Genomic DNA, 26,058 nt, shown 5'->3' on the forward strand with positions numbered 1-26,058 from the left:
TGTCTAATGCAAGAAACACTAATAAGTCCATTTATTTCCCCATAGACGTAAAACATCTGTTTTAAAAAGTTGGGAGACTGAAAGGTTTAAGTTGTCCCAATCTCATTATTATAGGAGGAAATAAACGATGAAAAACGTCAAAAAAAATCTATATAATTTACTGTTCATTCTTTTATTTTTAATCTGTCCAATTCAATCACAAGCGGCAGATATGGAATATTCTGTTAGCGCAGATATTCCTGAAAATCAAGTGGATAAATCACAAACCTATTTTGATCTCAGAATGAAACCCGAACAAAAACAAGAGTTAACATTAAAAGTTTCTAACTCAGGAGACAAAGAAATTACGTTGAATATCATTCCGAATAGTGCGACAACCAATCAAAATGGTGTGGTTGATTTTAGTGAAAAGGACAGAAAAATCGATTCAAGCTTATCCTGTCCAATCACAAAATTGATTTCAGGAGAACAGAAGGTTAAATTAGCTCCAAAAGAGAAAAAAGCAGTGAAATTTACATTGCAAATGCCTAAAGAAGAGATAGATGGAAAAATTGTTGGCGGCTTTTATGTATACAAAGACGAAGCCAATGATGAGCAGAAAAGTTCAGAAGGCGGCGTTCAAATTAGTAATAAATATGCGATGGTAGTGGGTATTCAACTAACGGAGAAGGACGATCCAGTAAAAGCAGAACTAAACTTAAATGCCATTCAACCAGATCTGATTAACTATAGAACAGCAGTCACCGCAAATATTCAAAATACTAAACCGACATTTGTTAATGATTTAAAAGTTGTGGCAAAAGTAAGCAAAAAAGACTCAGTAGAAATCATCCATCAAACAACTAAAGAAGAGATGGCAATGGCACCTAATTCCAATTTCGATTTTCCAATTAGCTGGGATAATCAAGAACTACTTCCAGGAAAATATACATTGGATTTAGTTGCAACCACAAAAGAGGACGAGTGGGCCTTTAAAAAAGAGTTTGAAATCACATCTAAAGAAGCTAAAAAACTTACGGATGAAGCGATTGAAATTGAGAAAGAACCAAATTATTGGGCGATAGGCGGTATTATCGCTGCAAGTATTTTAGTCGTTGTGGGGATCATTATTCTAGTAGTATTACTGTATAAGAAAAGAAAGAAAAAACTCGAATTAGAAAGAAAACGTCAAGCAAAAAAGCGCAAACAGCAACGAAAAAAACGTACTGAAAAAGACAAACAAAAAGATAGATACAAACAATAACGAAAGAAAGGAGGAAAATAATGAGTAAAAAAAGGAAATTACTGCCGATTATTATTTTTTGTTTCTCCTTTGCAAGTCTCATTTTATTTGATGTTCAACAAGTTGTAGCGGATGATCCTTTGGATTATTATACAGAGATAGATAATAAAGGAGGTATATATGGGTCTATTTTTCATCCAGATAAACCCATGATACGTCCGGAATATCAAGGAGCTACATGGGAAGATATTTTAAAGGACGTTACTGACGAATCTGGTACCCCACTATTTAAAGGATTTGGGGAATCGAATAAAAAAAATTACAAAGTTGGTGATGTGGTTTATTATAACAATGTTGGCATTTACAATAAACGGAAACTTTCGTTAAAGATCAACTACATTACAGGCGGTAATGGAGGGACAGCAGATTGGAAGTATATAGTTTATCTGAATGAGGATGGATCTTTGAGTCAGAAATCAGCAGGGATTAAGGAAGATGTGGAAGGGCTGATGTCTTATCAGCTTGTTTATACAGATGATAAGCAAGTTGTAAAGGATGTATATTTAGAGTTTCCTCAGGTTATTTATATTAAACAAGGGGGAGATCGATCGCCTTCGTTTAATACAATCAGCAAAAACGGTTTAAAAAAAGTTTATCTGAATTTAATAGCTGGAGGCTATACAGGAACCAAGTTAGATTTCTTTGTCGGAGAGAATAAAAAAGATGAAATGTTGAGCATGTCGTTATCAACACTTTATAATGAGAGAGTGCCTCAAAATTATGTTATTGTATCTGATAATAATGAAGCGATTACGATTGGCGCATACAGTGCATTTAGTTATAGTCCGAAATTCAATATATTTTCAAGTTCGATTGAAGCACCAGGTACACCAAGCTATTCTCCGCCAGCAGTAAGAGGTCAGTCAGTTAAAAAAGGACTAGCACCAGAGTACAATATAACCCAAAGTTTAGGCTCTGCTTATGAAAAGTACTACCCAGAAAAATTATCGATTATTTTAGAAGATAAGGAAGCGATTTTTCCTACTGCTGAATTACCAAGTATTCAAGTTTTCAATCGTAATGGAGAATCAATCACAAGCAAAGTAAAGGTTCAAAGGCTTACGACAAGAAAAGTAGTTGTGGAGTTGCCAGATATATTATTAAAGGAACTTAAAAGTAACTCTGTTACGATTAAGGTGAAATATAATGACTTAAACCTTTTGAAAATTATGAAGTATTATGATTCATCTAGTGATACATTCAATATTCCACTGTCTGCATCTAACATCAGAAAAACTGGGACAGAAGAAGTATCGTCTGATACTGAAACGGGCAGCTCAAAACTGATACCCACTATTTCAGCAACTCCAGTTGAGCAAACTGTGTGGATCAATAGTTCAACAAATGATTTAGACCCGACGCAACTTCTGAAAAATATAGAAAGTTCACTTCCAAATGATAGAGTAAATATCGTTGGATTCACAGAAGAAAAAGTATTTAATACAGTAAAAAAAGACTCTGTTCAGATAAAACTTCAAAGTCAACAGTTGAGCCAAATAACTAAAGTAGTAGAAGTTCCGATAAATGTCATCGATGAAGTAGTCACTACTGATTTTTTTGAAAATCAACCATGGATTATTAATAATATTAATAGTCAACTCAGTCCAAAAAAAATTGGAAAAGATGTCTATTTGTCTGATTTAGATAAAATCAAACAAATCAACACGGATACAACCAGACCATTTCCAGAGCAGCATATTCCAAAAAATATTAAATATTTTCAAAATCTGGAACTCTTGTATCTAAGAAATACCAAGATGATTGGAACTCTTCCAGAAGAATTAGGGCAATTAAGAAAAATGAAAGATCTAAGAATCTTTGATAATTCTTTGACGGGAGAAATTCCTAAACAGTTGGGAAATTTAAAAGATTTAGGCTATCTTATTTTGGATAGAAATGGTTTGACCGGGACTGTGCCAAAAGAACTAGTCGACTTACCAAAACTCCATACCCTATATTTAGAGAAAAATAAGTTAGTTGGACAATTACCGGATTTTAGAGATAATTTCAAGATTTTAATAGTAAGTGAGAACCAAATTACACACAATTCAAGCACGGTGCCAAGCTTTTTAAAAACGGCGATTAAAAATGATTACGCTCAAACTTTTATTGGTGAGATGAAGTTAATAGGGAAAGATAAACTAGCCGAAATTAGCCCAGATACTACTGAGATTAAACCTTTTGATCCAGTTGATTCAGGTTATTTTTCACTAATGACAAGTACGCAACAATTACATGCTGAGCATGAATTTACAATCATTGACGAAGAGACTGATGAGATTCTGTATGAAGGGAAAGCCGATGAAAGGGTTGAGATTCCCTATAAAAAAGGAATAATCTATAAAGTCATCATGGATCATGCGGATAAAAATCCAAAAAATCAGTGGCTTGTTAAAACAAAAATACCTGAACTGAAATTAGAGAGTGTACCTTCATCAATGGCATTTTCCATTCCATTGGGAAGAGAGTTGACAAAGCCAGTACAATTAACAGGAAATGTTTCTGTATTCGATAATAGAGACAAAGGCAATTGGCAGTTAAGTATGACACCAAGTGCTCTAAATTCAGATGCTAAAACGCTTAAGGGAACATATAGTTATATTGATTCTAAAGGTGAGCATTCCATCGTTACAGGACAAAAAGTAATCATTGAAAAAGGACAAAGTGACACTGAAAATGAAGTAATCCCAATTTCTAATAAATGGACAGATCAAAAAGGTCTGCAGTTTACCTTAAACGGATCAAATTACCTTGGGAAATATCAAGGAAGTGTGACCTGGACTTTAGAAGATGTCCCAAATTGAAGAACGATCTAAAAAAACATGCTTATAAAAGTATGCATATTTTTTATTTAAGCCACCACTACAATCAAGATTTAGCTGCTGAAAGATGTTTCAATTTGATAGGAACATCTTTCAGAATACATAGGTAGCAATGTCAGCTGAAAGATTAAACATAACTAGTTTAGAAATGTATTATTAATTAGGAAGAGCAAAACAAAGAAATGGAGGATTATCTATGTATACAATCGGTTTTTTTGCTTTAGAAACGACGAAAAAATCTGCCCATGTTGAGTTTTTGACAGAAAAAGGTTGGGACATTGTTTCTCTAACAGAAGATCAATTTTCTATAGATGTTAATAAGTTTGACGCACTGGTGATTCAAGAAGAAGCTATGCCTGTTACTTGTCGTTGGTTAATGGAAATTACTCGTCAAGTAAGTGAACTACCGATTTATTTATTATCTACGAATGGAGGTAAATATTCTAATATTGTTTATCTACAGCTTGGAGTAGATGCCTGTTTTCCATTTGAGATAGACCAGGAAGAATTTTTTTATACACTAACAAATTTGTTGATGAGTTGTGACAAAACTAGGAAATTTGTGGATGAAGGACATACTACTATGTACTCATTGAAATCAGCAGGCTTAGAACTGGTAGCAAGTAATTTAAGTGTTGTAATCGATGGAGAAGAAGAAATCATTTTGACTAGAAAAGAATTTCAAGCAATGGAACTTCTATACAATAATCCCTGTCGTGCAATACCTTACGAAGAGTTTAAAGAAAAGATGTGGAACCCAGAGCAAAATGAACCAGAAAAAAATTATCGCATTGCCAATGTTGTGTTTCATTTAAGAAATAAAATAGAACAAAACCCAATGAACCCAAGGTTTATTAAAACAGTTCGTTCAAAAGGGTATATGTTGGATATAAAATAAAAAAGAGTACTTGCATTTTAGGTTATTAGATGTTATTCTTATCACTCTTAAAAAGTAATCATTACGATTTAGAAAGGGTGAAAGAAAAATGGCTAAAAAATCAAAAATCGCCAAAGCAAAACAGCAACAAGCCTTGATTGAAAAATACGCTGAACGACGTACCGAGTTAAAAGCAAATAAGGATTACGAAGCTTTAGCAAAATTACCAAAAGATTCCAATCCAAATCGCTTGAAAAACCGTGATTTGATCGATGGACGACCAAGAGCCTATATGCGTAAATTCGGCATGTCACGAATTAATTTTAGAACGTTAGCACATCAAGGACAAATTCCAGGTGTACACAAAGCAAGCTGGTAAAGAAACCGAAAAATAGATACCAAGAGGTGATTTTATGGAGAAGCAAGATCTTTCAAGTGCACGAAGAAGATTGAAGTGTACAAATCGAAAAACAAGAAAACGAGCATTGAAAATCATTCAGCAATATAAACGGGAGCAAAGACACCGTGTGATGGCTTCTGGTAATGTTGGTTGAGTGGAGCATTTTTAAGAAACAAGAATAAAGTTCTTCCTTTTTAGAGTAGAAGGGAAGGGCTTTTTTTGTTTTTGTTGAGATTATTTGGATTGTAAATTTTTTTGATTTAATCTGTTCCATTTCTATGGTGTGGCAAATTTGGAGTGATTAAAACTTCTCTCCCGTTGGTCGTCAAGCGCAGTTGCTCTGGCAAAACCAGTCGCAGTGATTCGCAAGTAAGGAGACAACGCTCCTTTTAGTCGCCTTGTACTGTTCAACATCTATTCTGTCTACTTTGTAGCCAATCATAGTGTTTCACAAGTAAGGAAACTTCTCTCCCAAAGGTCGCCAAGTACTGTTCATCATCCGCTCTGGCAAAGCCAGTCGCAGTGATGAACAGCAATATCCAGGAATTTTTTACCCATAATCTAGGAAGAAAGCTCTTTCAAAATTTTGTATAGTAATAGTGTAGAAGTGGAACCGTTTTATTTCTTCCACAAAATAATATGAGCAGATTATTGGAGGTTATTTGAGGATGTTGAAAGTAGGAATTATCGGTTGTGGCGGAATTGCCAATGGAAAGCATTTACCAGCGCTTGCACAGGTTAAGGAAGTGGAACTAGTTGCTTTTTGTGACCTAATCAGTGAACGGGCAGAAGAAGCAAAGATGCATTATGGGACATTAAAAGCGAAAACTTTTACCAATTATCAAAAAATGCTTGAAGAAATGGATTTGGATGTTGTTCATGTTTGTACACCAAATAGCACACATGCCGAACTATCAATTGCAGCAATGGAAGCGGATTGTCATGTGATGTGCGAAAAGCCAATGGCAAAAACATCTGCTGAAGCGCGTAGTATGATCAAAGCTGCAAAGAAAACAGGAAAAAAATTAACCATCGGGTATCAAAATCGTTTTAGAAAAGATTCCACATACTTACACGAGGTTTGTGATGAAGGGGAGTTAGGCGAAGTTTACTTTGCCAAAGCCCATGCCATTCGTCGTCGAGCAGTACCAACTTGGGGTGTTTTCCTTGATGAAGAAGCCCAAGGTGGCGGACCATTGATCGATATCGGGACTCATGCGCTGGATCTGACGCTATGGATGATGGACAATTACAAACCCAAATATGTGGTAGGAAAATCCTATCATAAATTAGCTGAGACTGAAAAGGCAGCCAATGCTTGGGGTTCTTGGGACCCTGAAAAATTCACTGTTGAAGATTCTGCTTTTGGCTTTATCATGATGGAAAATGGCGCGACAATCTTTTTAGAATCTAGCTGGGCATTGAATAGTTTAGACGTAAAAGAAGCCAAAACCACTCTTCACGGTACGAAGGGCGGAGCTGATATGAATGACGGATTGACCATCAATGGAGAAGATCATAGTACACTATTTGAAAAGAAAATCGAATTAGAACCAGGCGGTGTTGATTTTTACGATGGCGCTGGCGACAAACCGGAAGTGTTAGAAGCACAATCTTGGATCGATGCAATCATCAATGATACAGAACCAGTGGTGAAACCAGAACAAGCGTTAGTTGTGACAGAAATTCTTGAAGCCATTTACAAAGCATCCGAAACGAATCAACCGGTATTTTTCGATTAACTCAAGATTATCTAGCTTAATGAGCCAGCATCTCGTAAAAAAGATAAAATATGAATGTGACAAAAAACATCACAGTCATATTTTCCTATTTTTCGTCGATGCTAAACGGCTCATTCAGCTTTTAAATTAGGGGGAAAAAAACGATGATCCAAGTCACAGTATGGAATGAATTCCGTCATGAGAAAACAGATGAAGCAGTAAAAAAAGTTTATCCAGAGGGAATCCATCAACAAATCGCACAATTTTTAAAAGAAGATGATTTTTCAGTACGAACTGCTACGTTAGATGAGCCAGAACATGGCTTGACAGAAGAAGTTCTAGCAAATACGGATGTCTTGATTTGGTGGGGACATGTCGCTCATCAAGAAGTTTCTGACGAAATTGTTCAGCGTGTTTATCAATGTGTCCTTGAAGGCATGGGGTTAGTCGTGCTGCATTCAGGTCATATGTCAAAAATTTTTATGAAATTAATGGGCACCTCTTGCGATTTAAAATGGCGAGAAGCACAGGAACATTGTCGAATTTGGACAGTAGCGCCTAGTCATCCAATCGTTGAAGGCATCGGCGAGTACATTGAACTAGAGCAAGAAGAGATGTATGGCGAGTATTTTGATATCCCAACACCAGATGATTTGATTTTTATCAGTTGGTATCCAGGCGGCGAAGTCTTCCGCAGCGGTTGCACTTATCATCGTGGGAATGGAAAAATCTTTTATTTCCAGCCAGGTCATGAAACGTATCCTTCCTACTATAATAAAGAAGTCCAAAAAGTCATTAAAAATGGTGTCCGTTGGTGTCAACCAACCCAAAACGCATATCCCAATTACGGACATCATGAGCCTTTAGAATCTATTACGAACAAGAAAGGAACTGAACAATGAAACTAGGTGTATTTACTCCCTTATTTAATAATTTAAGCTTTGAAGAAATGATTGATACTGTTTCAAAAGCAGGATTAGAAGCAGTCGAGATAGGAACAGGTGGTTCTCCAGGAAATGCTCATTTAGATATCGACAAATTATTAGCGAGTTCGGAGGCTAGAAAAGAATATTTAGCCAAACTTGCTGACAAAGGCTTAACGATCAGTGCTTTAAGCTGTCATAATAATCCTATTTCTCCATTAAAAGAAACGGCGCAAGAAGCAGATGAATTAGTGCAAAAAACAATCAAACTAGCTTCTCTATTGAATGTATCAGTCGTTAATGGTTTTTCAGGTGTATCAGGAGGTAATTCAACCGATACTCAAGTCAATTGGCCCGTTTTACCTTGGCCAACAGAATATGATGATAATTACAATTATCAATGGGAGAAAAAGTTGATTCCTTATTGGAAAAATATCAATACCATCGCAGAATCTGCTGGTGTGAAAATTGGGGTCGAACTGCATGGCGGTTTCTTATGCCATACACCTTATACAATGCTGAAACTCCGTGAAGCAACGGGAAAAGCAATCGGCTGTAATTTAGATCCAAGTCATTTATGGTGGCAAGGGATCGATCCAGTAGCCGCAGTGAAAATTTTAGGAGAAGCTGATGCAATTCATCATTTCCATGCCAAAGATACGTATTTGGATCAAGACAATATCAATATGCATGGCTTAACCGATATGCAGCCGTATGGGAATGTTAAAACCCGTGCGTGGACTTTCCGCTCTGTTGGATGCGGTCATGATTTGAAAGTCTGGTCAGATATTATTAGTGCACTTAGAATTTACGGATATGATTACGTTTTAAGTATTGAACATGAAGACCCAATCATGTCTACAGAAGAAGGTTTGAATAGAGCAATCACCAATTTGAAAACTATTATGATCAAAGAACAACCAGCAGAAATGTGGTGGGTGTAATTAAGGAAACAACTCAACATCGACTCACCGTATTCCTCGTGGTTCACAGTAAAGCTGAACGAACTCATTCAGTTCGTTCAGCTGGATGTCAAAGAGAAGAATATGACAGTTTCTGACCAACTCTTTCGCCACCCTAAATCAAGCATCCTCTTTAATAGAAAGGACTCAAAAAAATGACAGCAATCAACTTTGCCGTAATCGGCTATGGTGGCATGGGCTCATACCATGTCCATAACATTATGCCAAACGAAAATGAACGAATCCATGTCGTTGGAACTTATGACATTTCTGGCGAACGCCAAAAAATTTCCAGCCAATACAACCATAAAATTTACAATACTCTAGAAGATGTGTTAACAGATGAAACGATCGAAGCATTGCTGATCGCTACACCAAATGATTCTCACAAAGAACTAGCGATTCAGGCACTACAAGCTGGGAAACACGTAGTTTGTGAAAAACCAGTCGCAATGAATGTCGAAGAGTTAGATGCGATCCTAAAAGTGGCCAAAGAAACAGGCAAAATCTTTATGGTTCATCAAAATCGTCGCTGGGACCCAGATTTTCTAATTACACGGGAACTATATAAAAACCACCAAATCGGCGAACTTTTCCAAATCGAAACCCGGGTTCAAGGTGCTAACGGAATCCCAGGAGATTGGCGTCATGAGCTAAAACATGGCGGCGGTATGCTCTTAGATTGGGGTGTTCACTTATTAGATCAGCTATTATTTTTAGTGGATAGCCGAATTGAAAAAGTATCTGCTGATTTAAGCTATATTCTTGGGGATGAAGTGGATGACGGTTTTATTACGTATATTATTTTTGAAAATGGTGTCCGAGCAATTGTTGAAGTGGGTACAACTAATTACACTAAGCTCCCACGTTGGTATTTAAAAGGAACCAAAGGCACAGCCATCATCTATGATTGGGATCTAACGGGCGAAATGGTAATCGAATCAGGGAAACAAAATATTCAAGCACCCAGACCCGTCCAAGCAGGTGTAGGTCTGACTAAAACAATGGCTCCGCCATCAGAAGAGGCGACAGAGACGAAAAACTTGCCACAAGGATCAGCGGAATATGACCCGTTTTATAAAAATTTCTACAATGTTGTGAGAGAACAAGCCGAACCTGTAGTAAAAAATGAAGAGGTCCGTCAAGTAATGGTTCTGATTGAGGAAATTTTTAAAGCAGCTAAAAGATGAGGTTTATCCATTAAAAGTAAAGTTCCCTAAAGCGGGTGCTTTACTTTTTTTTCGTCTAAGCATAAAATATTAGAGGACACTTCAGGAAAAGAAAAGGGAGAATCGTGTGAAGAAAAAATTACAGATAATCAAGAAAAATCCAGTCAAATATTCGCTGATCATCATAGGATTGCTATTATTGGTTTTAATAAGTAACTTATACTTACAATGGTGTCAAAATGAATTATCACTGAATTTAGTGTTTAAATTTGCTTTCTCATGGCATACGGAAAAGTTTATCCTTGGTAGCCTAGTTTTGCTGATATTTTTACTATTTTTATGCAGTTTAGCAGGCTCACTGATTCTTGGAAGTGTACTTTATACAATTACGATCGGTATTTTGGGCTTCGCTAATTATCAAAAAATGTTTTACCGAACGGAACCAATTTATCCAGATGATTTAAAAATGATCACAGAATTTGGTTTATTAAGAGAAATGATTGGAACGATTCCCTTCATTATTATTTTAGTGATTGCAGCAATCGGCTTGTTTTTTTTCGGAAGAGCCATTTACAAAAGTCGTTTGTTGCCGAAAAAAATGCAGATCATACGAATTTCCGGTTTAATTATCACAATGACATTATTACTATATGTCAGTAATTTTAACAACCCCAATAATTTATTACGAAAAGCATACAACAAAACAGCCTTATGGATTCCTTATAGCCAAAAAATGAATTATTATAATACCGGATTTATGGGCGGCTTTTTGTATAATTTAAAAGTGGAAGCCATGGATAAACCGGATAACTATTCCAAAAAGGCTATCGAAGACATTACAAAAAAATATACAAAAACAGCGCAAGAGACAAAAGCTTCGTCGGAAGAACAGCCAAATATCATCTTTGTGATGAGTGAAAGTTTTTCAAATCCGCAAAATTTAAATGGAGTTACCGTCAATAAAGACCCGCTAAAAGATTATTACGATATTGCCAAAACAACGTATAGTGGCCAAATGCTTTCTCAAAATTATGGTGGCGGAACCGCTAATATTGAATTTGAGGCATTGACTAGTTTCTCTATGGAATTATTCAATCCCCAAATGACAACACCTTATACAATGTTGATACCTAAAATAGAAGAAATTCCATCGATTGTTTCGCTTTTGAATCAGCAAGACTATCAAACTACTGCTATCCATCCGTATAATACATCGATGTACAAACGTAAAGATGTTTATCAGACGATGGGATTTGACGAATTTATTAGTGAAGAGACCATGAAATATACAGAAACAATTGAAAATAATCCGTATATATCGGATGAATCGGCCTACAAAGAAGTGCTAGATTTGCTGAAAGAGGATCAAAATCCACAATTTGTCCATTTAGTGACGATGCAAACACATATGCCTTACAGCGATAAATACAAGACCTCAGATTACTCTTCACAAAGCTTAGGAAACAAAAAAGCAATTGACAGTTACATGCAAGATGTTGCATATAGTAGTGAAGCCTTAAAACAATTTACACGTTCATTGAAAGAGTTAAAAAGACGAACATTAGTCGTTTTTTGGGGCGATCATTTGCCTAGTATTTACTCCGATGAAATCAAAGCAGATAATGATGAAGTAAGCATGCACCAAACCGAATTCTTGATGTATGATAATCATGGAAAACTTAGCGAGAAAAACACTCATGATGCCGTTACCAGCCCATTTTATTTTGCCCCTTCATTATTTGAACAAAGTGGGATGCAAATGACCGGTTTTTATCAATTATTATCTGAACTGGAAAAACAAGTTCCAGCTTTTGAGAAAAGCTTCTATTATAAGGACAAAAAATGGCATAAGACCCTTACTTTAAATAAAACGCAACAAGAATTATACGATGATTATCGCTTGATTCAATATGACATTGTTTCGGGTGAAAATTATAGTTTGGAGACTGAATTTTTTAAATGAATGTAGTAGTAAAAAAGGAGTAAACAATGAGTTTTAAAAAGAAAGATAATCAAACCTACTATAACCCGATTCGTCGTGCGGTGTTGAATCATCAAATGATCCAACCAGGTGATAAAGTGGCAATCGGAATGAGTGGAGGCAAAGATAGTACAAGTCTGTTGTATTTTTTAGACAAGATCAGTAAGCAAAAACGATTAGGTTTTGAATTTGAAATCGTACCGATCACTCTAGCAATGGGGTTTGATATGGATATTGCTCCGTTACAAGAATTTGTGGAAGGGCTAGGGTATAAATTAGATGTTGTGCCAACTAATATTGCCCAAGTGGTGTTTGATATTCGGGAAGAACGATCGCCTTGCTCGTTATGTGCCAAGTTACGTCGAGGCATTTTATACAAACGAGCGAAAGACGTCGGTTGTAATAAAGTTGCCCTAGGTCATCATTTGGACGATGCGATTGAAACTTATTTTATGAACTTTCTATTTCACGGTCAAATGGCTAGTTTTGACCCAATCAGCTATTTATCAAAAACTGATATTACGCTGATTCGCCCGTTGCTTTACGTAGAAGAAAAGCAGATCATTCAGTTTGTTGAAAGAGAAGCGTTACCTGTGATTTTTAATCCTTGCCCAGTCGATAAGAAAACGAAAAGAGAAGAAATCAAACATCTTGTAAGTGGATTAGCACAAAGCTATCCTGATATCAGAGAGAAATTTATTATGGGAATGGAACAAGGAGTGTCTGAAAATTTCTGGACAAAATCGCTAGTTGTAGAACAGAAAAAAGGCAATTAAGAATAAACGAACACTTAAAGAGACTAGGATAAATACCTTTGAGGAGATCGCCCTCATGGTTGTTTATCCTAACTTCTTTTCAGTCACAAAAAAGTAAACAGTGAACGTTATTTCAAACCAAACAGAAATTTTTCTGAAAATCAATACGATTTCATTTGAAAAACACTAAAAGAACAGGTATAATTAATTCATCAATAATAGTTGGTGAACGATTTTAATCTGCTACCATTCTATTATTTCATGAGGGAGTAACTGGCGGCGCTAGCTGCGGCAACATCACCAACTCCGAAAGAAATTTCTGGTGTTGTCTTAAACGGTGAGACTTATGTATGTTCTATTTAGCATACAGAGGTCTATTTTTTTTCGTTTTGCTACGAACCAATAAGTTCAAAAACGTGTTCGTTTCGCTAATATGAAGTAAAATAGATTAAAGTAGCTGTAAATTATGAGGAGGAAGAACATGTCAGAAGAGAAAAAGGTTCAACTATCTGAAGCTTTTTACACGCAGTCAGATGAAGAGGTCTTACAAAAATTTGATACAACTGTAGAAGGTTTGTCAGATCAAGAAGCCAAAAAAAGATTGGAAAGTTATGGGGCCAATGCATTAGATGAAGGGAAAAAGAAATCGATCGTTGTAAAATTCTTTGAACAATTTAAAGACTTTATGATCATCGTTTTGTTATTTGCTGCAGTGATTTCAGCAGTATTTTCAGGTGATATGGTTGATTCATTCATCATTTTACTCGTTGTTGTGCTAAATGCGATTTTTGGTGTGATTCAAGAAGCCAAAGCGGAACAAGCAATCGAGGCATTAAAAGAAATGTCTTCGCCAAATGCCAATATTCGTCGTGATGGTCATGTAATCACTGTTAAAAGTGACGAATTAGTACCTGGGGATATTGTTTTGCTAGAAGCAGGCGACGTTGTTCCAGCGGACTTACGTTTATTGGAAGCAGCCAGCTTGAAAATTGAAGAAGCAGCTCTTACTGGTGAATCTGTTCCAGTAGAAAAAGAAGCGACTATTTTAGAAGGTACTGCATCTGATATTGGGATCGGCGACCGAATCAATATGGCTTATTCTAGCAGTAATGTTACTTATGGCCGTGGAATTGGTGTGGTTGTTGGGACTGGTATGAATACCGAAGTGGGTAAAATTGCGGGTATGTTAGCCAACGAAAAAGAAACAGAAACACCATTAAAACAAAACTTGAACCAATTAGGTAAAATGTTGACAATCGCAATTCTAGTGATCGCAGCGATCATGTTTGTGGTTGGTATGATGAATGGTCGCACATGGATCGATATGTTATTAACATCGATTTCATTAGCCGTTGCAGCAATTCCAGAAGGATTACCTGCCATTGTTACGATTATTTTAGCTTTAGGTACACAAAAAATGGCAAAGAAAAATGCCATTGTCCGCAAATTACCTGCCGTTGAAACATTAGGGAGTACAGACATTATCTGTTCAGATAAAACAGGTACTCTAACTTTAAACCAAATGACGGTTGAAGCTCTTTATACAGATAATGAAGTAAAACCTGCGACAGACGCTGTTGCACTAGATAACATGGCCTTAAAAATCATGAACTATACAAACGATACAAAAATTGCACAAGATGGTTCATTGATTGGTGATCCAACCGAAACAGCACTTGTTCAATATGGTTTAGATCACGATTTCAATGTAACGGAAAAAGTTGCAGCGGAACCTCGTGTTGCTGAAATTCCATTTGATTCAGATCGTAAATTGATGACAACTGTTCACCAATTAGCAGATGGTAAATTCTTAGTTGCTGTCAAAGGTGCACCAGACGAATTATTAAAACGTTGTAATCAAGTCCTATTAAATGGTCAAACACCAGCAATGGATGACAAACAACGCCAAGAAATTTTAGCGACTAATACAAAATTAGCGAAACAAGCATTACGTGTTTTAGGAATGGCCTACAAAATCGTAGATGCCGTGCCAGTTGAAATGGATTCTGATATCGTTGAGAAAGACCTAGTCTTCGCTGGTCTTGTCGGTATGATCGATCCAGAACGTAAAGAAGCGGCTGAAGCAGTAAAAGTTGCCAAAGAAGCTGGTATTCGTCCAATCATGATCACAGGTGACCACAGAGATACAGCTGAAGCAATCGCTGCTCGTCTTGGTATCATCAAAGAAGGCGATGATGATGCAGTGATCACAGGTGCTGAATTAAACGAATTATCTGACGAAGCCTTTGCTAAAGTCGTGGAACATTATTCCGTTTATGCACGTGTTTCTCCAGAACATAAAGTACGTATCGTTAAAGCGTGGCAACAAGAAGGTAAAGTGGTTGCCATGACAGGGGATGGCGTGAACGATGCACCAGCATTGAAAGCCGCAGATATCGGTATTGGGATGGGGATCACTGGTACAGAAGTATCAAAAGGTGCCTCTGATATGGTTCTAGCAGATGACAACTTCTCAACGATCATTGTAGCCGTTGAAGAAGGACGTAAAGTCTTCTCAAATATCCAAAAAACGATTCAATATCTACTCTCTGCCAACTTAGGGGAAGTATTAACACTCTTTATCGCAACAATGTTAGCTTGGGATACCTTACTACCGGTTCACTTATTGTGGATCAACTTAGTAACCGATACTTTCCCAGCAATTGCGTTGGGTGTAGAACCTGCTGAACGTGATGTCATGAGCCATGCGCCTCGTGGGAAGAAATCAAACTTCTTTTCTGGTGGTGTCTTGAGTAGTGTAGTCTATCAAGGGATCGCACAAGGTGCATTAACGCTGATCGTCTATAAAATGGCAATTGAATTCCCTGCACATACAGCAGCTAATATGCCAAACTTATCAGCAACAGCATTGTATGATTTACAACACGGTGATGCCTTGACAATGGCGTTTGCAACATTAGGGTTGATCCAATTGTTCCATGCATTTAATGTGAAATCTATTTACCAATCAATCTTTAAAGTTGGGTTGTTTAGAAACAGATCATTCAACTGGGCAATTTTAGTTTCGTTCCTATTACTAGCTGCAACGATCCTAATTCCAGGATTCAACGATTTGTTCAGCGTAACGTCATTAGATGCTTACCAATGGGCAATTGTTGCCGGAACATCATTTGCGATTATTCCAATCGTTGAAATCGTAAAATTTGTTCAACGTAGATTGGGTAAGAGCTAAAAATGTTTAATCAGTAAAAAAGCACAAGTAGACTTCTTCTATAGAAGCTTACTTGTGCTTTTTATTTAAGCTTAAGAATGTAAAAGTGAGACGATTGCTTTGTTAAAATCAGGCAAGTCGTCAGGGGTACGGCTCGTTATAAGGTTATTGTCAATTACAACAGCCTCATCTTTTATATGACCACCAGCATAAGCTAAATCAGGTTGAACTGTAATGTACGAAGTCAACGTACGCCCTTTCGTTAAATCGGTCTGAATAAATAATTGTGGTCCGTGACAAATCGCAAAGAGAGGTAAATTATTTTCTAAAAAGAACTTAGTAAAATCAACAAAACGTTGATCTGCACGAAGTTGGTCAGGTGAAAAACCACCAGGAATCAGTAGTGCAACAAAATCATCAGGCTTAACATCATCAATCGAAACATCAATTGTAAAGGTCGTTCCGTTCTTCCCTGTGATTGTTTTTCCTGCTTCTTTTTCTACAAGGATAACATCATAACCAGCTTTTTCCAATGTTTCTTTAGGGGAGGTCAATTCCACATCTTCCACCAAATCAGTCACTAATACTGCTACTTTTTTTGTCATCTAATCTCCTCTTTCATATTTGGATTACTCATTTATTTATGAGCTTAATTAAAGGGTAAAGGGAATTTTTTATAGATGCAAAAGATATGCATGATTTTAAGGTCAAAACAAGTCAAAAAAGTGGACAAATTTTCAGATTGCGGTATTATTAATATAGAGATTTAGCTTTAAAATATGGAGGTTATTACTTATGAACTATTTAGATGAAAACGAAGAAACAGAAGAAAAACAACAACCCAATGCATTTATGAAAAAACTTTTTGAAGAACGCACCATTTTAATCTACGGTGAAATCAATCAAGACTTAGCAAGAGAAGTGACTTCTCAATTACTATTGCTTGCAGCAATGGGCGATGAACCAATCAAGATTTTCATTAATAGCCAAGGCGGACACGTTGAAGCTGGAGATACAATCCATGATATGATCAAATTTGTGAAACCAGAAGTGATCGTGATTGGTACTGGTTGGGTGGCAAGTGCGGGTATTACGATTTATTTAGCTGCTGAAGCGAAGAACAGATACAGCTTACCTAATACGCGCTATATGATCCATCAACCTGCTGGCGGCGTTCAAGGACAAAGTACAGAGATTCAGATTGAAGCCAAAGAAATCATTCGTATGCGTGAACGTGTGAACCGTTTGATTGCTGAAGCAACTGGTCAAACATATGAAAAAATTGCCAAAGATACAGACCGTAATTTCTGGATGTCAGCTGATGAAGCAAAAGATTATGGCATGATTTCTAAAATCATCCAAACAAGTGATGAAATCAAATAAATAGTTGAAAAAGTTGCAAACAAACTTTTGTTTGCAGCTTTTATTTTTATATTAATAAAAGGAAATAAGCATTTTACAGATTACTCTTGTCATCTACCTATAAAAAAGTGTAAAATTGAGTGATTACTAAAAGAAAGTAGGAAAGAATGTGAAACCAAATTTAGGTTATTATGTCCAAAACATCAATGATATTGTAAAAGAAACAGAAGAAGTCGGCGAAAAAATGAACGACTATTACGAAGAAGTTCGTAAAGCGATCGATGAAGGAAAAGTCACTGAATTAGCACCAGAAAGAATTGCTGAAATTCAACGTATCTTCCAAGATGGAACAAAGGAATATACAATCATGTTAGAGAAAGTCACTCAATTACGTCCGCCAGCACGCGTTATGGGGATACATAAAAAATTCGAACGTTCATACATCGAATATTTAGCTGGATGTAACGAAATGATTTTATCTTTAGATCCTGAAAAAGGGATAGACGTTGATTTATTCAACAACTCAGAAGAAAAACAAGACAAAGCAACAGATGATATTTCATTCGCAATTACACGAATGAGCAATCTTTTGTTGAAAAAATAAAAAAATAAATGAAAAATTGACAAAAAATAGCGATATTTCATTTCGTTTTAATGTTATTTTTAGTAGACAAAGAAAAAAATGTGTTGTATTATATATTCATACCAACAACAACCTTTTTATTTTTCATTTTACTCTTATTGAGTAATACTCCTTTTCCATCGGCCTTTTCAGCCGGTGGTTTTTTATTTTTCATTTCTTTTAGATAAATTATTATTTGTTTAATACATACAAATTATTTGTATTTTAAAATATATTCAGTTATTTTATAAAATAAAAAGTAGTTATTAAGCAATGGATTGTAGGGTAGATGATAGAAATAGTTGGAATACATTTGAAAAATAAAAAAAGACTAAAACAAAACATTTATGTTCTGCTTAAGTCTTAAAAAAATTGCTTTAATGATTCGTATTAATTTTCTACATTACGAACATAATCATCAAAATACTGAACCAAATCAGATTTTATTTTTTGGTATTCAGCTTCTGTGTATTCACGTTCTTCAATCGTTCCATTAAAAAATGGAATCTCCAACTCTTCGCGCAAGCGATCTACAACTTCGCTTTGATCCATTTGGGCACCTTCTTTACCTGTTGTCTACTCTATTATAAAACATTAAAATCATTCGTCAACTGCTCAAAAGAATCTTTCATAGCCGTTAACTTATTATAAAGTAGGATGCTATCATCCTCTTCAAGTAAAAAGACTTGTTTTAACTCAAAATAAAAGTCTTCAAATGCTTTAAAAAAGGGATGAACTTCTGATGCAGTCAGTTCGCTATTGCTGTAGTAAAAAACACGCACACTATGATAATAAGTGAAGACTTCATTGATATTCAAAAGAATTCGAGTATCTTCAGGGCGTGGACGGCTAGTGACTAAATCGTATAAAGATAAGCTTTTTGTATGGATCTCAGATAGATAGGATAAGAGTAATTCCACTTTTTCATTACTTGCTGACATTAAATCGACCTCCAATTTATCTAATTATAATAAAAAATTGCTAGAAAGAGAAATAGGACACTCTGTTGAAAGAAAAAAGTTGGAAAAATTAGGATAAAAGGAAAAAATGTTGACAAAAAAATGAGTTTACTCTAATATTAATACTAATAATAAAACTCATTGAAAAGAAGAGTACACAAGCAGACATTGAAATCTAGCTGATAAATTTGCTTTTTAGCTAGAATGAGAGAGCTTTCGTTTGGTGAAAGAAAGCAATGAACACTTGTCGAAAATGATCTTGGAGAGGAAAAATCAATTCGATTTTTACGGCTGCTACCGTTAACAAGGCACCAAATCAAGAAGTCGTTCTGCGTTTGGGTTGAGATGGATTTTATTTCCAATAAAGGTGGTACCGCGACAGTCGCCCTTTACTAGTATACAGCTAGTAGGGGGCGACTTTTTCGTTTGCTTTTAATGAGAAGAAAGAGAAAGAGGTGGTCATTATGCAAGAAGGTGACATGTACAGCAGGAACGTAAAAATGATAAATAAACTAAAAAACAAAAAAGGAATGAAGCATAATGACAAACTCTAACTATCAATTTGAAACAATCCAAATCCATGGTGGACATACACCAGACAAAGACACGAATTCAAGAGCTGTTCCGATTTATCAAACAACATCCTACACTTTTGACGATACACAAGATGCAGCCGAAAAATTTGCACTATCCAAAGCGGGGAATATCTACACACGAATCACTAATCCAACAACAGCAGTATTAGAAGATCGCTTGAATGAATTAGAAGGTGGTGTTGGAGCCGTCGCAGTGTCGTCAGGGACGGCAGCTGTTACTTATGCAATCCAAAATCTAGCTAGTGCAGGGGATCATATTGTTTCAGCATCCACATTGTATGGGGGAACGTTCAATCTATTTGCCCATACATTACCCGAGTTTGGGATCACAACAACGTTTGTTGATCCAGATCGCTTAACTAACTTTGAAGAAGCAATCAAAGAAAACACGAAAGCGATTTTTGTTGAGACAATTGGCAATCCAATCACAAATGTAGCTGATTTAGAAGCGATTGCGGAAATCTCCCATAAACATGAACTTCCTTTGATCGTCGATAATACTTTTGCAACGGCGTATCTGAATCGTCCTTTTGACTTTGGTGCAGATATCGTTGTTTATTCTGCAACAAAATTTATTGGCGGACACGGTGTTGCTTTAGGTGGGGTGATCATTGATTCAGGTAAGTTTAATTGGGCAAATGGAAAGTTTCCTAAACTAGTCGACCCAGATCCAAGCTATCATGGACTTTCTTATACGAAAGATGTGGGAGCAGCAGCTTATATCACCCGGTTAAGGGTCTCGCTGTTAAGAGATACAGGAGCTGCAATTTCACCGTTCAATAGTTTCTTATTGATTTTAGGGTTAGAAACATTATCCTTGCGATTAGAACGTCATGTGGAAAATGCTTTGGCGGTTGCAGAATTCTTAAATAAACATCCTAAAGTCGAATGGGTCAACTATCCAGGTTTACCAGACAATAAGTATTATGAAGTGGCGAAAAAATATTTACCTAAAGGTGCTGGGTCAGTCTTTACATTTGGTGTGAAAGGTGGCGCTGAGGCAGGTCAAAATTTAATCAATCATGTAGCACTGTTTTCGCTCTTAGCCAATGTTGGGGATGCGAAATCATTGATTATTCATCCTGCTTCAACAACACATTCTCAACTTAGTGAAGAAGAGTTAAAAGCCTCCGGAACTTCACCCGAATTGATCCGCTTATCTATCGGAATTGAGAACATTGAGGATATTATTCGCGATCTAGAACAAGCATTAGACAAATTATAAAAAGTATTTGAAAGCTGAGAAGTTTTTTTCTCGGCTTTTCTTAAAAAATTCTCATAAAACTATTGACTTTGATTATAAAGTTCTGTATCTTTAACACTATAGTTTGAATTATTCAAAAATTCTGACAATAAAGGATGTTGAAGAGGATGAACAAGCAAACAACGACAATTACATTCTTATTATTACTGAAGGACTCATCACACTGATTTCTAGAAACCAGCTGCAGCACAGCTTTTTCTTATCAGACGTTGAGAGTCCTGTTTTCGCATTGCATGAACGGGATGACAAGCATCCCATATCGTGGGGTGCTTTTTTATTGTAAATCACAGCGACTGCTTGCAGAGCTGATGATGCACAATACTTGGCGAGCGAAGCGAGAGAAGTTTCATTCGTCTAAAACACAGCGACTGCTTGCAGAGCTGATGTTGCGCAATACTTGGCGAGCGAAGCGAGAGAAGTTTCATTCGTCTAAAACACAGCGACTGCTTGCAGAGCTGATGATGCACAATACTTGGCGAACGAAGAGAGAGAAGTTTCATTCGTGTCCCCTAACCAAAAAAAATGAAGAAAAACATGTACTCAATTCAGAAGGGAAGTATGAAAAATGAAAAATATCCAATTCTTTGACACTACTCTAAGAGACGGCGAACAAACACCAGGTGTAAATTTCAACACCAAAGAAAAAGTGCAAATCGCCAAACAACTAGAAAAATGGGGCATCGATACGATCGAAGCGGGATTTCCGATCGCATCAGTTGGGGATTTTGAAGCAGTCAAAGCCATCGCAGAAAATGCTGAAAAAATGACCGTCGCAGGTCTGGCGCGGTGCCAAAAAGCTGATATTGATCGCGCTCATGAAGCGTTGCAAAATGCCAAGCACCCACAAATCCATGTGTTCCTTGCAACAAGTCCAATTCATATGGAGTTCAAACTGAAAATGACACCAGATGAAGTGATTGCTTCTATTAAAGAACATGTCAGCTATGCTAAAACCAAATTTGATAAAGTCCAGTTTTCGCCAGAAGATGCAACGAGAACTGACAAACAATTTCTACTAAAAGCTGTTCAAACTGCCATTGATGCGGGAGCGACGATCATCAATGTTCCTGATACAGTAGGTTATTCCAACCCAACAGAATACGGCGGACTATTTAAATTTCTAATCGAAAATATTCAAAGCGACGAAGAAATTATTTTCTCTTCTCATTGCCACGATGACCTAGGAATGGCGACGGCCAATGCCTTAGCAGCCATCGAAAATGGGGCCTGTCGAGTAGAAGGAACCATCAACGGCATTGGCGAACGTGCTGGCAATACAGCACTTGAAGAAGTAGCCTTGGCGCTATATATTAGAAAAGATTTTTACGAAGCCCAAAGCAACATCACATTGAACGAAACCAAAAGAACCAGCGATCTCGTCAGCCGTTTATCAGGCGTGGCAGTGCCAAGAAATAAAGCAATCATCGGAGCTAACGCTTACGCTCACGAATCAGGTATCCATCAAGATGGCGTATTGAAAAATCCAGATACCTACGAAATCATTACACCATCACTTGTTGGGGTAAATGAAAACTCATTGCCACTAGGGAAACTTTCAGGTCGCCATGCTTTTGCCACAAAAATGGATACTCTAGGCTACCAACTAACAGAAGACGAACTAAAAGTTGCCTTCAAACGTTTCAAATCATTAGCAGACAAAAAGAAACAAGTCACAGAAGATGATTTGATTGCGCTAATGGTTGGACAATCCCAAGAATGTAGCGAAGATTATCGTTTGGAGCGTGTTCAATTACAATACGTTTCTGACGGTAGCCAAGGAGCGATCGTTTCCATCAATACTGGAGAAGACGAAAGCAAAACAGAATCAGCAATCGGCTCTGGTAGTATCCAAGCAATCTATAACTCAATCGATAAAATATTTGTCCAAAAACCAGAATTACAAGAGTATTACATCAAAGCCATCACAGGCGGTGAAGATGCCCAAGCAGAAGTTCATGTAACCTTAGCAGATACTGAAAACAACAAACAATTCAACGGCATCGGCATCGATTTTGATGTTTTACAAGCATCAGCGAAAGCCTATGTCAAAGCCAGTGAACAATTTCAAAAAGAAGTGGGGAAAGCGTAATGAGTAAACGAATCGTAGCATTGCCGGGCGACGGCATTGGAGCAGAAATTATGGATAGCACACTAAAAATTGTAGCAGAAATCATGGTTCAAGATAATTTGGATTTTGATATTGAACGTTTTGCCTTTGGCGGCGCAGGTATCGATGAACAAGGTGATCCGTTACCAGATTCAACCTTAAAAGCCTGCGAAAAAGCCGATGCAATTTTACTAGGTGCGATCGGTGGTCCAAAATGGGACAATGCACCAAAACGACCTGAACAAGGTTTACTAGGTCTAAGAAAAGCCTTAGGACTTTTTGCCAATATTCGTCCAATTTCCGTACCTGATGCAGTGGTTCATTTATCTCCATTAAAAGAAGAAAACGTTCGAGGTGTTGATTTTGTAGTCGTTCGTGAACTAACAGGCGGCATCTACTTTGGTGAAAAACAATTAGGCGAAACAGAAGCTTCAGACCTATGTACCTATTCAAAAGCTGAGATCCAACGCATCATTAGAAAAGCTTTTGAAATCGCCCAGACTAGAAGCAAAAAAGTCACCTCTGTCGATAAAGCCAATGTACTAGCGACCAGTAAATTATGGCGTCAAACAGCCGAAGAAGTGGCGAAAGAATTTCCAGATTGTACCTTAGAACACCAATTAGTGGATTCAGCAGCGATGGTCATGATTCAAAAACCAAAAGCCTTTGACGTGATTGTCACAGAAAATCTATTCGGCGATATCCTAAGTGACGAAGCATCGGTGATACCAGGCTCACTAGGGATGATGCCAAGTGCCAGTCACAGCGAATCTGGTCCGTCATTGTACGAACCAATCCACGGTTCAGCACCCGATATCGCCAATCAAAATATCGCCAATCCAATGTCGATGATCTTGTCCGCTGCGATGATGTTACGCCAATCATTTGGCTTAGAAAATTCAGCAAAGAAAATTGAAGAAGCTTGTGATCGTGTCATGAATCAAGGAATCCTAACAACCGATTTAGGTGGTAAAGCCACAACAACAGACTTTACCGAAGCTGTATTAAAAGAATTGAGAGGTGCTTAACATGGGAAAAACACTATTTGATAAACTTTGGGAACAACATGTGGTATCAGGCGTTGCAGGAGAACCACAACTACTATATGTCAATCTTCATCTGATCCACGAGGTCACTTCACCACAAGCCTTTGAAGGACTAAGAGAAGCAGGCCGAAATGTTCGCCGACCAGATAGAACCTTTGGGACAATGGATCATAACGTTCCCACACAAGATATCTTTAATATCACGGACTTGGTGGCAAAAAAACAAATCGAAGCCCTACAGAAAAATTGTGAAGAATTCGGTGTAACGCTGTGTGATAACGGCAGTGATCGTCAAGGAATCGTGCATATGGTGGGACCCGAAACAGGCTTGACACAACCAGGAAAAATCATCGTTTGTGGAGATTCTCATACAGCAACTCACGGCGCATTTGGCGCCTTGGCTTTTGGTATCGGAACAAGTGAAGTGGAACATGTCTTTGCCACACAATGTATTTGGCAAAATAAACCAAAATCAATGGGAGTTAAAATCACTGGAAAACTTGCAAAAGGTGTATATGCCAAAGATATTATTCTCGCTTTGATTGCAAAATATGGGGTTGATTTTGGTGTTGGACATGCGGTTGAATTTTACGGAGAAACGATTGAAAATCTTACGATGGAAGAACGCATGACCATCTGTAACATGGCCATCGAAGGCGGTGCGAAAATGGGAATGATGGCGCCTGATGAAAAAACTTTTGAATATGTGCGTGGTAGAGAATATGCACCGAAAGATATGGATGCTGCAATTGCTGATTGGAAAAAACTACCCAGCGACCCAGATGCAACCTATGATGTGAATCTAGAATTAAACGCAGATGAATTAGTTCCCTTCATTACATGGGGCACGAATCCAGAAATGGGCATCCCAATCACCGGAACATTCCCAGAAATCAAAGATATGAACGACGAGCGTGCCTATAACTATATGGATCTAAAACCAGGACAACGCCCATCAGATATCGAAATCGGCTACGTCTTTATCGGCTCATGTACGAACGGTCGACTATCGGATTTGGAAGAAGCGGCTCGTATCGTAAAAGGTAAAAAAGTCAAAGAAGGCATTACGGCAATCGTCGTACCTGGCTCAAGACCAGTAAGAAAAGCAGCAGAGAAAATCGGTTTGGATAAAATCTTCACCGAAGCAGGCTTTGAATGGCGTGAACCCGGCTGCTCCATGTGTCTAGGCATGAACCCAGATCAAGTACCAGCGGGGGTTCACTGTGCTTCAACCTCTAACCGAAACTTTGAAGGACGCCAAGGCAAAGGGGCAAGAACCCATCTTTGTAGCCCAGCGATGGCAGCAACAGCCGCAATTGAAGGTACATTTAAAGACATTAGAGAGGAGCTTGGTGCATAATGGAGGCATTTACACAACATACAGGAACCATGGTTCCACTAATGAACGACAATATCGATACCGATCAAATCATTCCAAAATCATTTCTAAAACGAATCGAAAAAACAGGTTTTGGCGAGTTTTTATTTGATGAATGGCGTTACTTGCCAGACCGTACACCAAATCCAGAATTTACCTTGAATAAACCGCAATATAAAGAGGCGACGATTTTGATTTCTGGTGATAACTTTGGTTCAGGCTCATCAAGAGAGCATGCGGCCTGGGCGTTGGATGATTACGGGTTTAGAGCAGTTATTGCAGGAAGTTTTAGTGATATTTTTTATATGAATGCCACAAAAAATGGTTTATTGCCGATTGTCTTGAAACATGATGAGTTGGATGCATTGGCAGGACTTGGAGCAGATGAAATGATCACAATCGATTTACCTAAGCAACAAGTTATCACACCAAATGGGCACTACTCGTTTGAGATTGACAGCACTTGGAAGCATAAGTTGGTGAATGGGTTGGATGATATTGCCATCAGTTTGACCCACGATGCGGAGATTGCGGCTTATGAAGCGAAGATTCCAGCTTATTGGCAGTAAAAAATAGTAAGCGTGAGGTTGGGACAGAAGGGATAGCTTATGCGGATTCTAAGTGTCTGGGATATGACTCGCGAAGTTATGACTCAGACAC

22 protein-coding genes and 1 other annotated feature are annotated in these 26,058 nt (G+C 37.4%); of the genes, 19 read left to right on the forward strand and 3 right to left on the reverse strand.

Annotated features, from left to right (window positions below; all coding sequences use genetic code 11):
* Positions 1-127 precede the first annotated feature (127 nt).
* From I583_RS03430 to I583_RS03480, 12 genes are all read left to right on the forward strand, one after another.
* Positions 128-1,243 (forward strand): WxLIP family cell surface protein, encoded by a 1,116-nt coding sequence (locus I583_RS03430; RefSeq protein WP_010763168.1) that lies wholly within the window; start codon positions 128-130, stop codon positions 1,241-1,243.
* A 20-nt stretch (positions 1,244-1,263) separates the two neighbouring features.
* Positions 1,264-4,086, forward strand: coding sequence for a leucine-rich repeat domain-containing protein (locus I583_RS16280; RefSeq protein ID WP_010763169.1), 2,823 nt, complete (start codon positions 1,264-1,266; stop codon positions 4,084-4,086).
* A 214-nt stretch (positions 4,087-4,300) separates the two neighbouring features.
* Entirely contained in the window at positions 4,301-5,002 is a 702-nt protein-coding gene (locus tag I583_RS03440; RefSeq protein ID WP_010763170.1) for a DNA-binding response regulator, read from the forward strand.
* A gap of 88 nt (positions 5,003-5,090) precedes the next feature.
* A complete protein-coding gene (gene rpsN, locus I583_RS03445; protein WP_010763171.1) occupies positions 5,091-5,360 on the forward strand; it encodes a 30S ribosomal protein S14 in 270 nt (89 codons plus the stop codon).
* Between the two features lie 34 nt (positions 5,361-5,394).
* Positions 5,395-5,535 carry a putative metal homeostasis protein gene (locus I583_RS16845; RefSeq protein WP_010763172.1) on the forward strand — a complete coding sequence of 47 codons (141 nt, stop codon included), beginning with the start codon at positions 5,395-5,397 and terminating at the stop codon, positions 5,533-5,535.
* A gap of 514 nt (positions 5,536-6,049) precedes the next feature.
* Positions 6,050-7,123 (forward strand): Gfo/Idh/MocA family protein, encoded by a 1,074-nt coding sequence (locus I583_RS03450; RefSeq protein WP_010763173.1) that lies wholly within the window; start codon positions 6,050-6,052, stop codon positions 7,121-7,123.
* Between the two features lie 143 nt (positions 7,124-7,266).
* Positions 7,267-8,004, forward strand: coding sequence for a ThuA domain-containing protein (locus I583_RS03455; RefSeq protein ID WP_010763174.1), 738 nt, complete (start codon positions 7,267-7,269; stop codon positions 8,002-8,004).
* Positions 8,001-8,969, forward strand: coding sequence for a sugar phosphate isomerase/epimerase family protein (locus I583_RS03460; RefSeq protein WP_010763175.1), 969 nt, complete (start codon positions 8,001-8,003; stop codon positions 8,967-8,969). Before I583_RS03455 ends, I583_RS03460 begins: the two co-directional genes overlap by 4 nt.
* Before the next feature lie 173 nt (positions 8,970-9,142).
* Positions 9,143-10,177, forward strand: a complete 1,035-nt coding sequence (locus I583_RS03465) for a Gfo/Idh/MocA family protein (RefSeq protein ID WP_010763176.1) — start codon at positions 9,143-9,145, stop codon at positions 10,175-10,177.
* Between the two features lie 106 nt (positions 10,178-10,283).
* Positions 10,284-12,119: an LTA synthase family protein gene (locus I583_RS03470; RefSeq protein ID WP_010763177.1), complete on the forward strand. Its 1,836-nt coding sequence runs from the start codon at positions 10,284-10,286 to the stop codon at positions 12,117-12,119.
* A 26-nt stretch (positions 12,120-12,145) separates the two neighbouring features.
* The gene (locus I583_RS03475; RefSeq protein WP_010763178.1) at positions 12,146-12,913 is read left to right on the forward strand and encodes a tRNA 2-thiocytidine biosynthesis TtcA family protein; all 768 of its coding nucleotides are present in this window, start codon (positions 12,146-12,148) and stop codon (positions 12,911-12,913) included.
* 460 nt (positions 12,914-13,373) lie between these two features.
* Positions 13,374-16,085: a cation-translocating P-type ATPase gene (locus I583_RS03480; protein WP_010763179.1), complete on the forward strand. Its 2,712-nt coding sequence runs from the start codon at positions 13,374-13,376 to the stop codon at positions 16,083-16,085.
* 71 nt (positions 16,086-16,156) lie between these two features.
* Here the strand turns inward: I583_RS03480 and I583_RS03485 are convergent, their stop codons facing one another.
* The gene (locus I583_RS03485; protein WP_010763180.1) at positions 16,157-16,669 is read right to left on the reverse strand and encodes a type 1 glutamine amidotransferase domain-containing protein; all 513 of its coding nucleotides are present in this window, start codon (positions 16,667-16,669) and stop codon (positions 16,157-16,159) included.
* A 190-nt stretch (positions 16,670-16,859) separates the two neighbouring features.
* On the opposite strand from I583_RS03485, the gene I583_RS03490 reads away from it, so the two are divergent.
* Both I583_RS03490 and I583_RS03495 read left to right on the forward strand, forming a co-directional pair.
* Positions 16,860-17,447, forward strand: coding sequence for an ATP-dependent Clp protease proteolytic subunit (locus I583_RS03490; protein WP_010763181.1), 588 nt, complete (start codon positions 16,860-16,862; stop codon positions 17,445-17,447).
* 148 nt (positions 17,448-17,595) lie between these two features.
* Complete coding sequence (locus I583_RS03495; protein ID WP_010763182.1) at positions 17,596-18,030, forward strand: hypothetical protein; 435 nt, start codon at positions 17,596-17,598, stop codon at positions 18,028-18,030.
* 408 nt (positions 18,031-18,438) lie between these two features.
* Here I583_RS03495 and I583_RS16850 read toward each other — a convergent pair whose 3' ends face one another.
* Entirely contained in the window at positions 18,439-18,600 is a 162-nt protein-coding gene (locus I583_RS16850; RefSeq protein WP_010763183.1) for a hypothetical protein, read from the reverse strand.
* 32 nt (positions 18,601-18,632) lie between these two features.
* Positions 18,633-18,989 (reverse strand): hypothetical protein, encoded by a 357-nt coding sequence (locus I583_RS03500; RefSeq protein WP_010763184.1) that lies wholly within the window; start codon positions 18,987-18,989, stop codon positions 18,633-18,635.
* Between the two features lie 150 nt (positions 18,990-19,139).
* Positions 19,140-19,400: a binding site (T-box leader), on the forward strand.
* 147 nt (positions 19,401-19,547) lie between these two features.
* Between I583_RS03500 and I583_RS03505 the strand changes: the two genes are divergently transcribed.
* The 5 genes from I583_RS03505 to leuD all read left to right on the forward strand — a co-directional run bounded on the left by I583_RS03505 (position 19,548) and on the right by leuD (position 25,967).
* Positions 19,548-20,828 (forward strand): O-acetylhomoserine aminocarboxypropyltransferase/cysteine synthase family protein, encoded by a 1,281-nt coding sequence (locus I583_RS03505; RefSeq protein ID WP_010763185.1) that lies wholly within the window; start codon positions 19,548-19,550, stop codon positions 20,826-20,828.
* Positions 20,829-21,432: 604 nt separating this feature from the next.
* The gene (locus I583_RS03515; RefSeq protein ID WP_010763186.1) at positions 21,433-22,956 is read left to right on the forward strand and encodes a 2-isopropylmalate synthase; all 1,524 of its coding nucleotides are present in this window, start codon (positions 21,433-21,435) and stop codon (positions 22,954-22,956) included.
* Positions 22,956-24,002 (forward strand): 3-isopropylmalate dehydrogenase, encoded by a 1,047-nt coding sequence (gene leuB, locus I583_RS03520; protein ID WP_010763187.1) that lies wholly within the window; start codon positions 22,956-22,958, stop codon positions 24,000-24,002. The genes I583_RS03515 and leuB overlap by 1 nt, the downstream gene beginning before the upstream one ends.
* Before the next feature lies 1 nt (position 24,003).
* On the forward strand, positions 24,004-25,380 hold the full coding sequence (gene leuC, locus I583_RS03525; RefSeq protein ID WP_010763188.1) for a 3-isopropylmalate dehydratase large subunit: 1,377 nt from the start codon (positions 24,004-24,006) through the stop codon (positions 25,378-25,380).
* Positions 25,380-25,967 (forward strand): 3-isopropylmalate dehydratase small subunit, encoded by a 588-nt coding sequence (gene leuD, locus I583_RS03530; protein WP_010763189.1) that lies wholly within the window; start codon positions 25,380-25,382, stop codon positions 25,965-25,967. Before leuC ends, leuD begins: the two co-directional genes overlap by 1 nt.
* Positions 25,968-26,058 lie beyond the last annotated feature (91 nt).

The organism is Enterococcus haemoperoxidus ATCC BAA-382, assembly GCF_000407165.1.
Lineage (GTDB): Bacteria > Bacillota > Bacilli > Lactobacillales > Enterococcaceae > Enterococcus_L > Enterococcus_L haemoperoxidus.

What these genes read in the sequence shown, in the direction of transcription:
- I583_RS03430 (WP_010763168.1), top strand. Translation starts at nt 128, where the DNA reads ATGAAAAACGTCAAAAAAAATCTATATAATTTACTGTTCATTCTTTTA.
- I583_RS16280 (WP_010763169.1), top strand. Translation starts at nt 1,264, where the DNA reads ATGAGTAAAAAAAGGAAATTACTGCCGATTATTATTTTTTGTTTCTCC.
- I583_RS03440 (WP_010763170.1), top strand. Translation starts at nt 4,301, where the DNA reads ATGTATACAATCGGTTTTTTTGCTTTAGAAACGACGAAAAAATCTGCC.
- rpsN (WP_010763171.1), top strand. Translation starts at nt 5,091, where the DNA reads ATGGCTAAAAAATCAAAAATCGCCAAAGCAAAACAGCAACAAGCCTTG.
- I583_RS16845 (WP_010763172.1), top strand. Translation starts at nt 5,395, where the DNA reads ATGGAGAAGCAAGATCTTTCAAGTGCACGAAGAAGATTGAAGTGTACA.
- I583_RS03450 (WP_010763173.1), top strand. Translation starts at nt 6,050, where the DNA reads ATGTTGAAAGTAGGAATTATCGGTTGTGGCGGAATTGCCAATGGAAAG.
- I583_RS03455 (WP_010763174.1), top strand. Translation starts at nt 7,267, where the DNA reads ATGATCCAAGTCACAGTATGGAATGAATTCCGTCATGAGAAAACAGAT.
- I583_RS03460 (WP_010763175.1), top strand. Translation starts at nt 8,001, where the DNA reads ATGAAACTAGGTGTATTTACTCCCTTATTTAATAATTTAAGCTTTGAA.
- I583_RS03465 (WP_010763176.1), top strand. Translation starts at nt 9,143, where the DNA reads ATGACAGCAATCAACTTTGCCGTAATCGGCTATGGTGGCATGGGCTCA.
- I583_RS03475 (WP_010763178.1), top strand. Translation starts at nt 12,146, where the DNA reads ATGAGTTTTAAAAAGAAAGATAATCAAACCTACTATAACCCGATTCGT.
- I583_RS03480 (WP_010763179.1), top strand. Translation starts at nt 13,374, where the DNA reads ATGTCAGAAGAGAAAAAGGTTCAACTATCTGAAGCTTTTTACACGCAG.
- I583_RS03485 (WP_010763180.1), bottom strand. Translation starts at nt 16,669, where the DNA reads ATGACAAAAAAAGTAGCAGTATTAGTGACTGATTTGGTGGAAGATGTG.
- I583_RS03490 (WP_010763181.1), top strand. Translation starts at nt 16,860, where the DNA reads ATGAACTATTTAGATGAAAACGAAGAAACAGAAGAAAAACAACAACCC.
- I583_RS16850 (WP_010763183.1), bottom strand. Translation starts at nt 18,600, where the DNA reads ATGGATCAAAGCGAAGTTGTAGATCGCTTGCGCGAAGAGTTGGAGATT.
- I583_RS03500 (WP_010763184.1), bottom strand. Translation starts at nt 18,989, where the DNA reads ATGTCAGCAAGTAATGAAAAAGTGGAATTACTCTTATCCTATCTATCT.
- I583_RS03505 (WP_010763185.1), top strand. Translation starts at nt 19,548, where the DNA reads ATGACAAACTCTAACTATCAATTTGAAACAATCCAAATCCATGGTGGA.
- I583_RS03515 (WP_010763186.1), top strand. Translation starts at nt 21,433, where the DNA reads ATGAAAAATATCCAATTCTTTGACACTACTCTAAGAGACGGCGAACAA.
- leuB (WP_010763187.1), top strand. Translation starts at nt 22,956, where the DNA reads ATGAGTAAACGAATCGTAGCATTGCCGGGCGACGGCATTGGAGCAGAA.
- leuC (WP_010763188.1), top strand. Translation starts at nt 24,004, where the DNA reads ATGGGAAAAACACTATTTGATAAACTTTGGGAACAACATGTGGTATCA.
- leuD (WP_010763189.1), top strand. Translation starts at nt 25,380, where the DNA reads ATGGAGGCATTTACACAACATACAGGAACCATGGTTCCACTAATGAAC.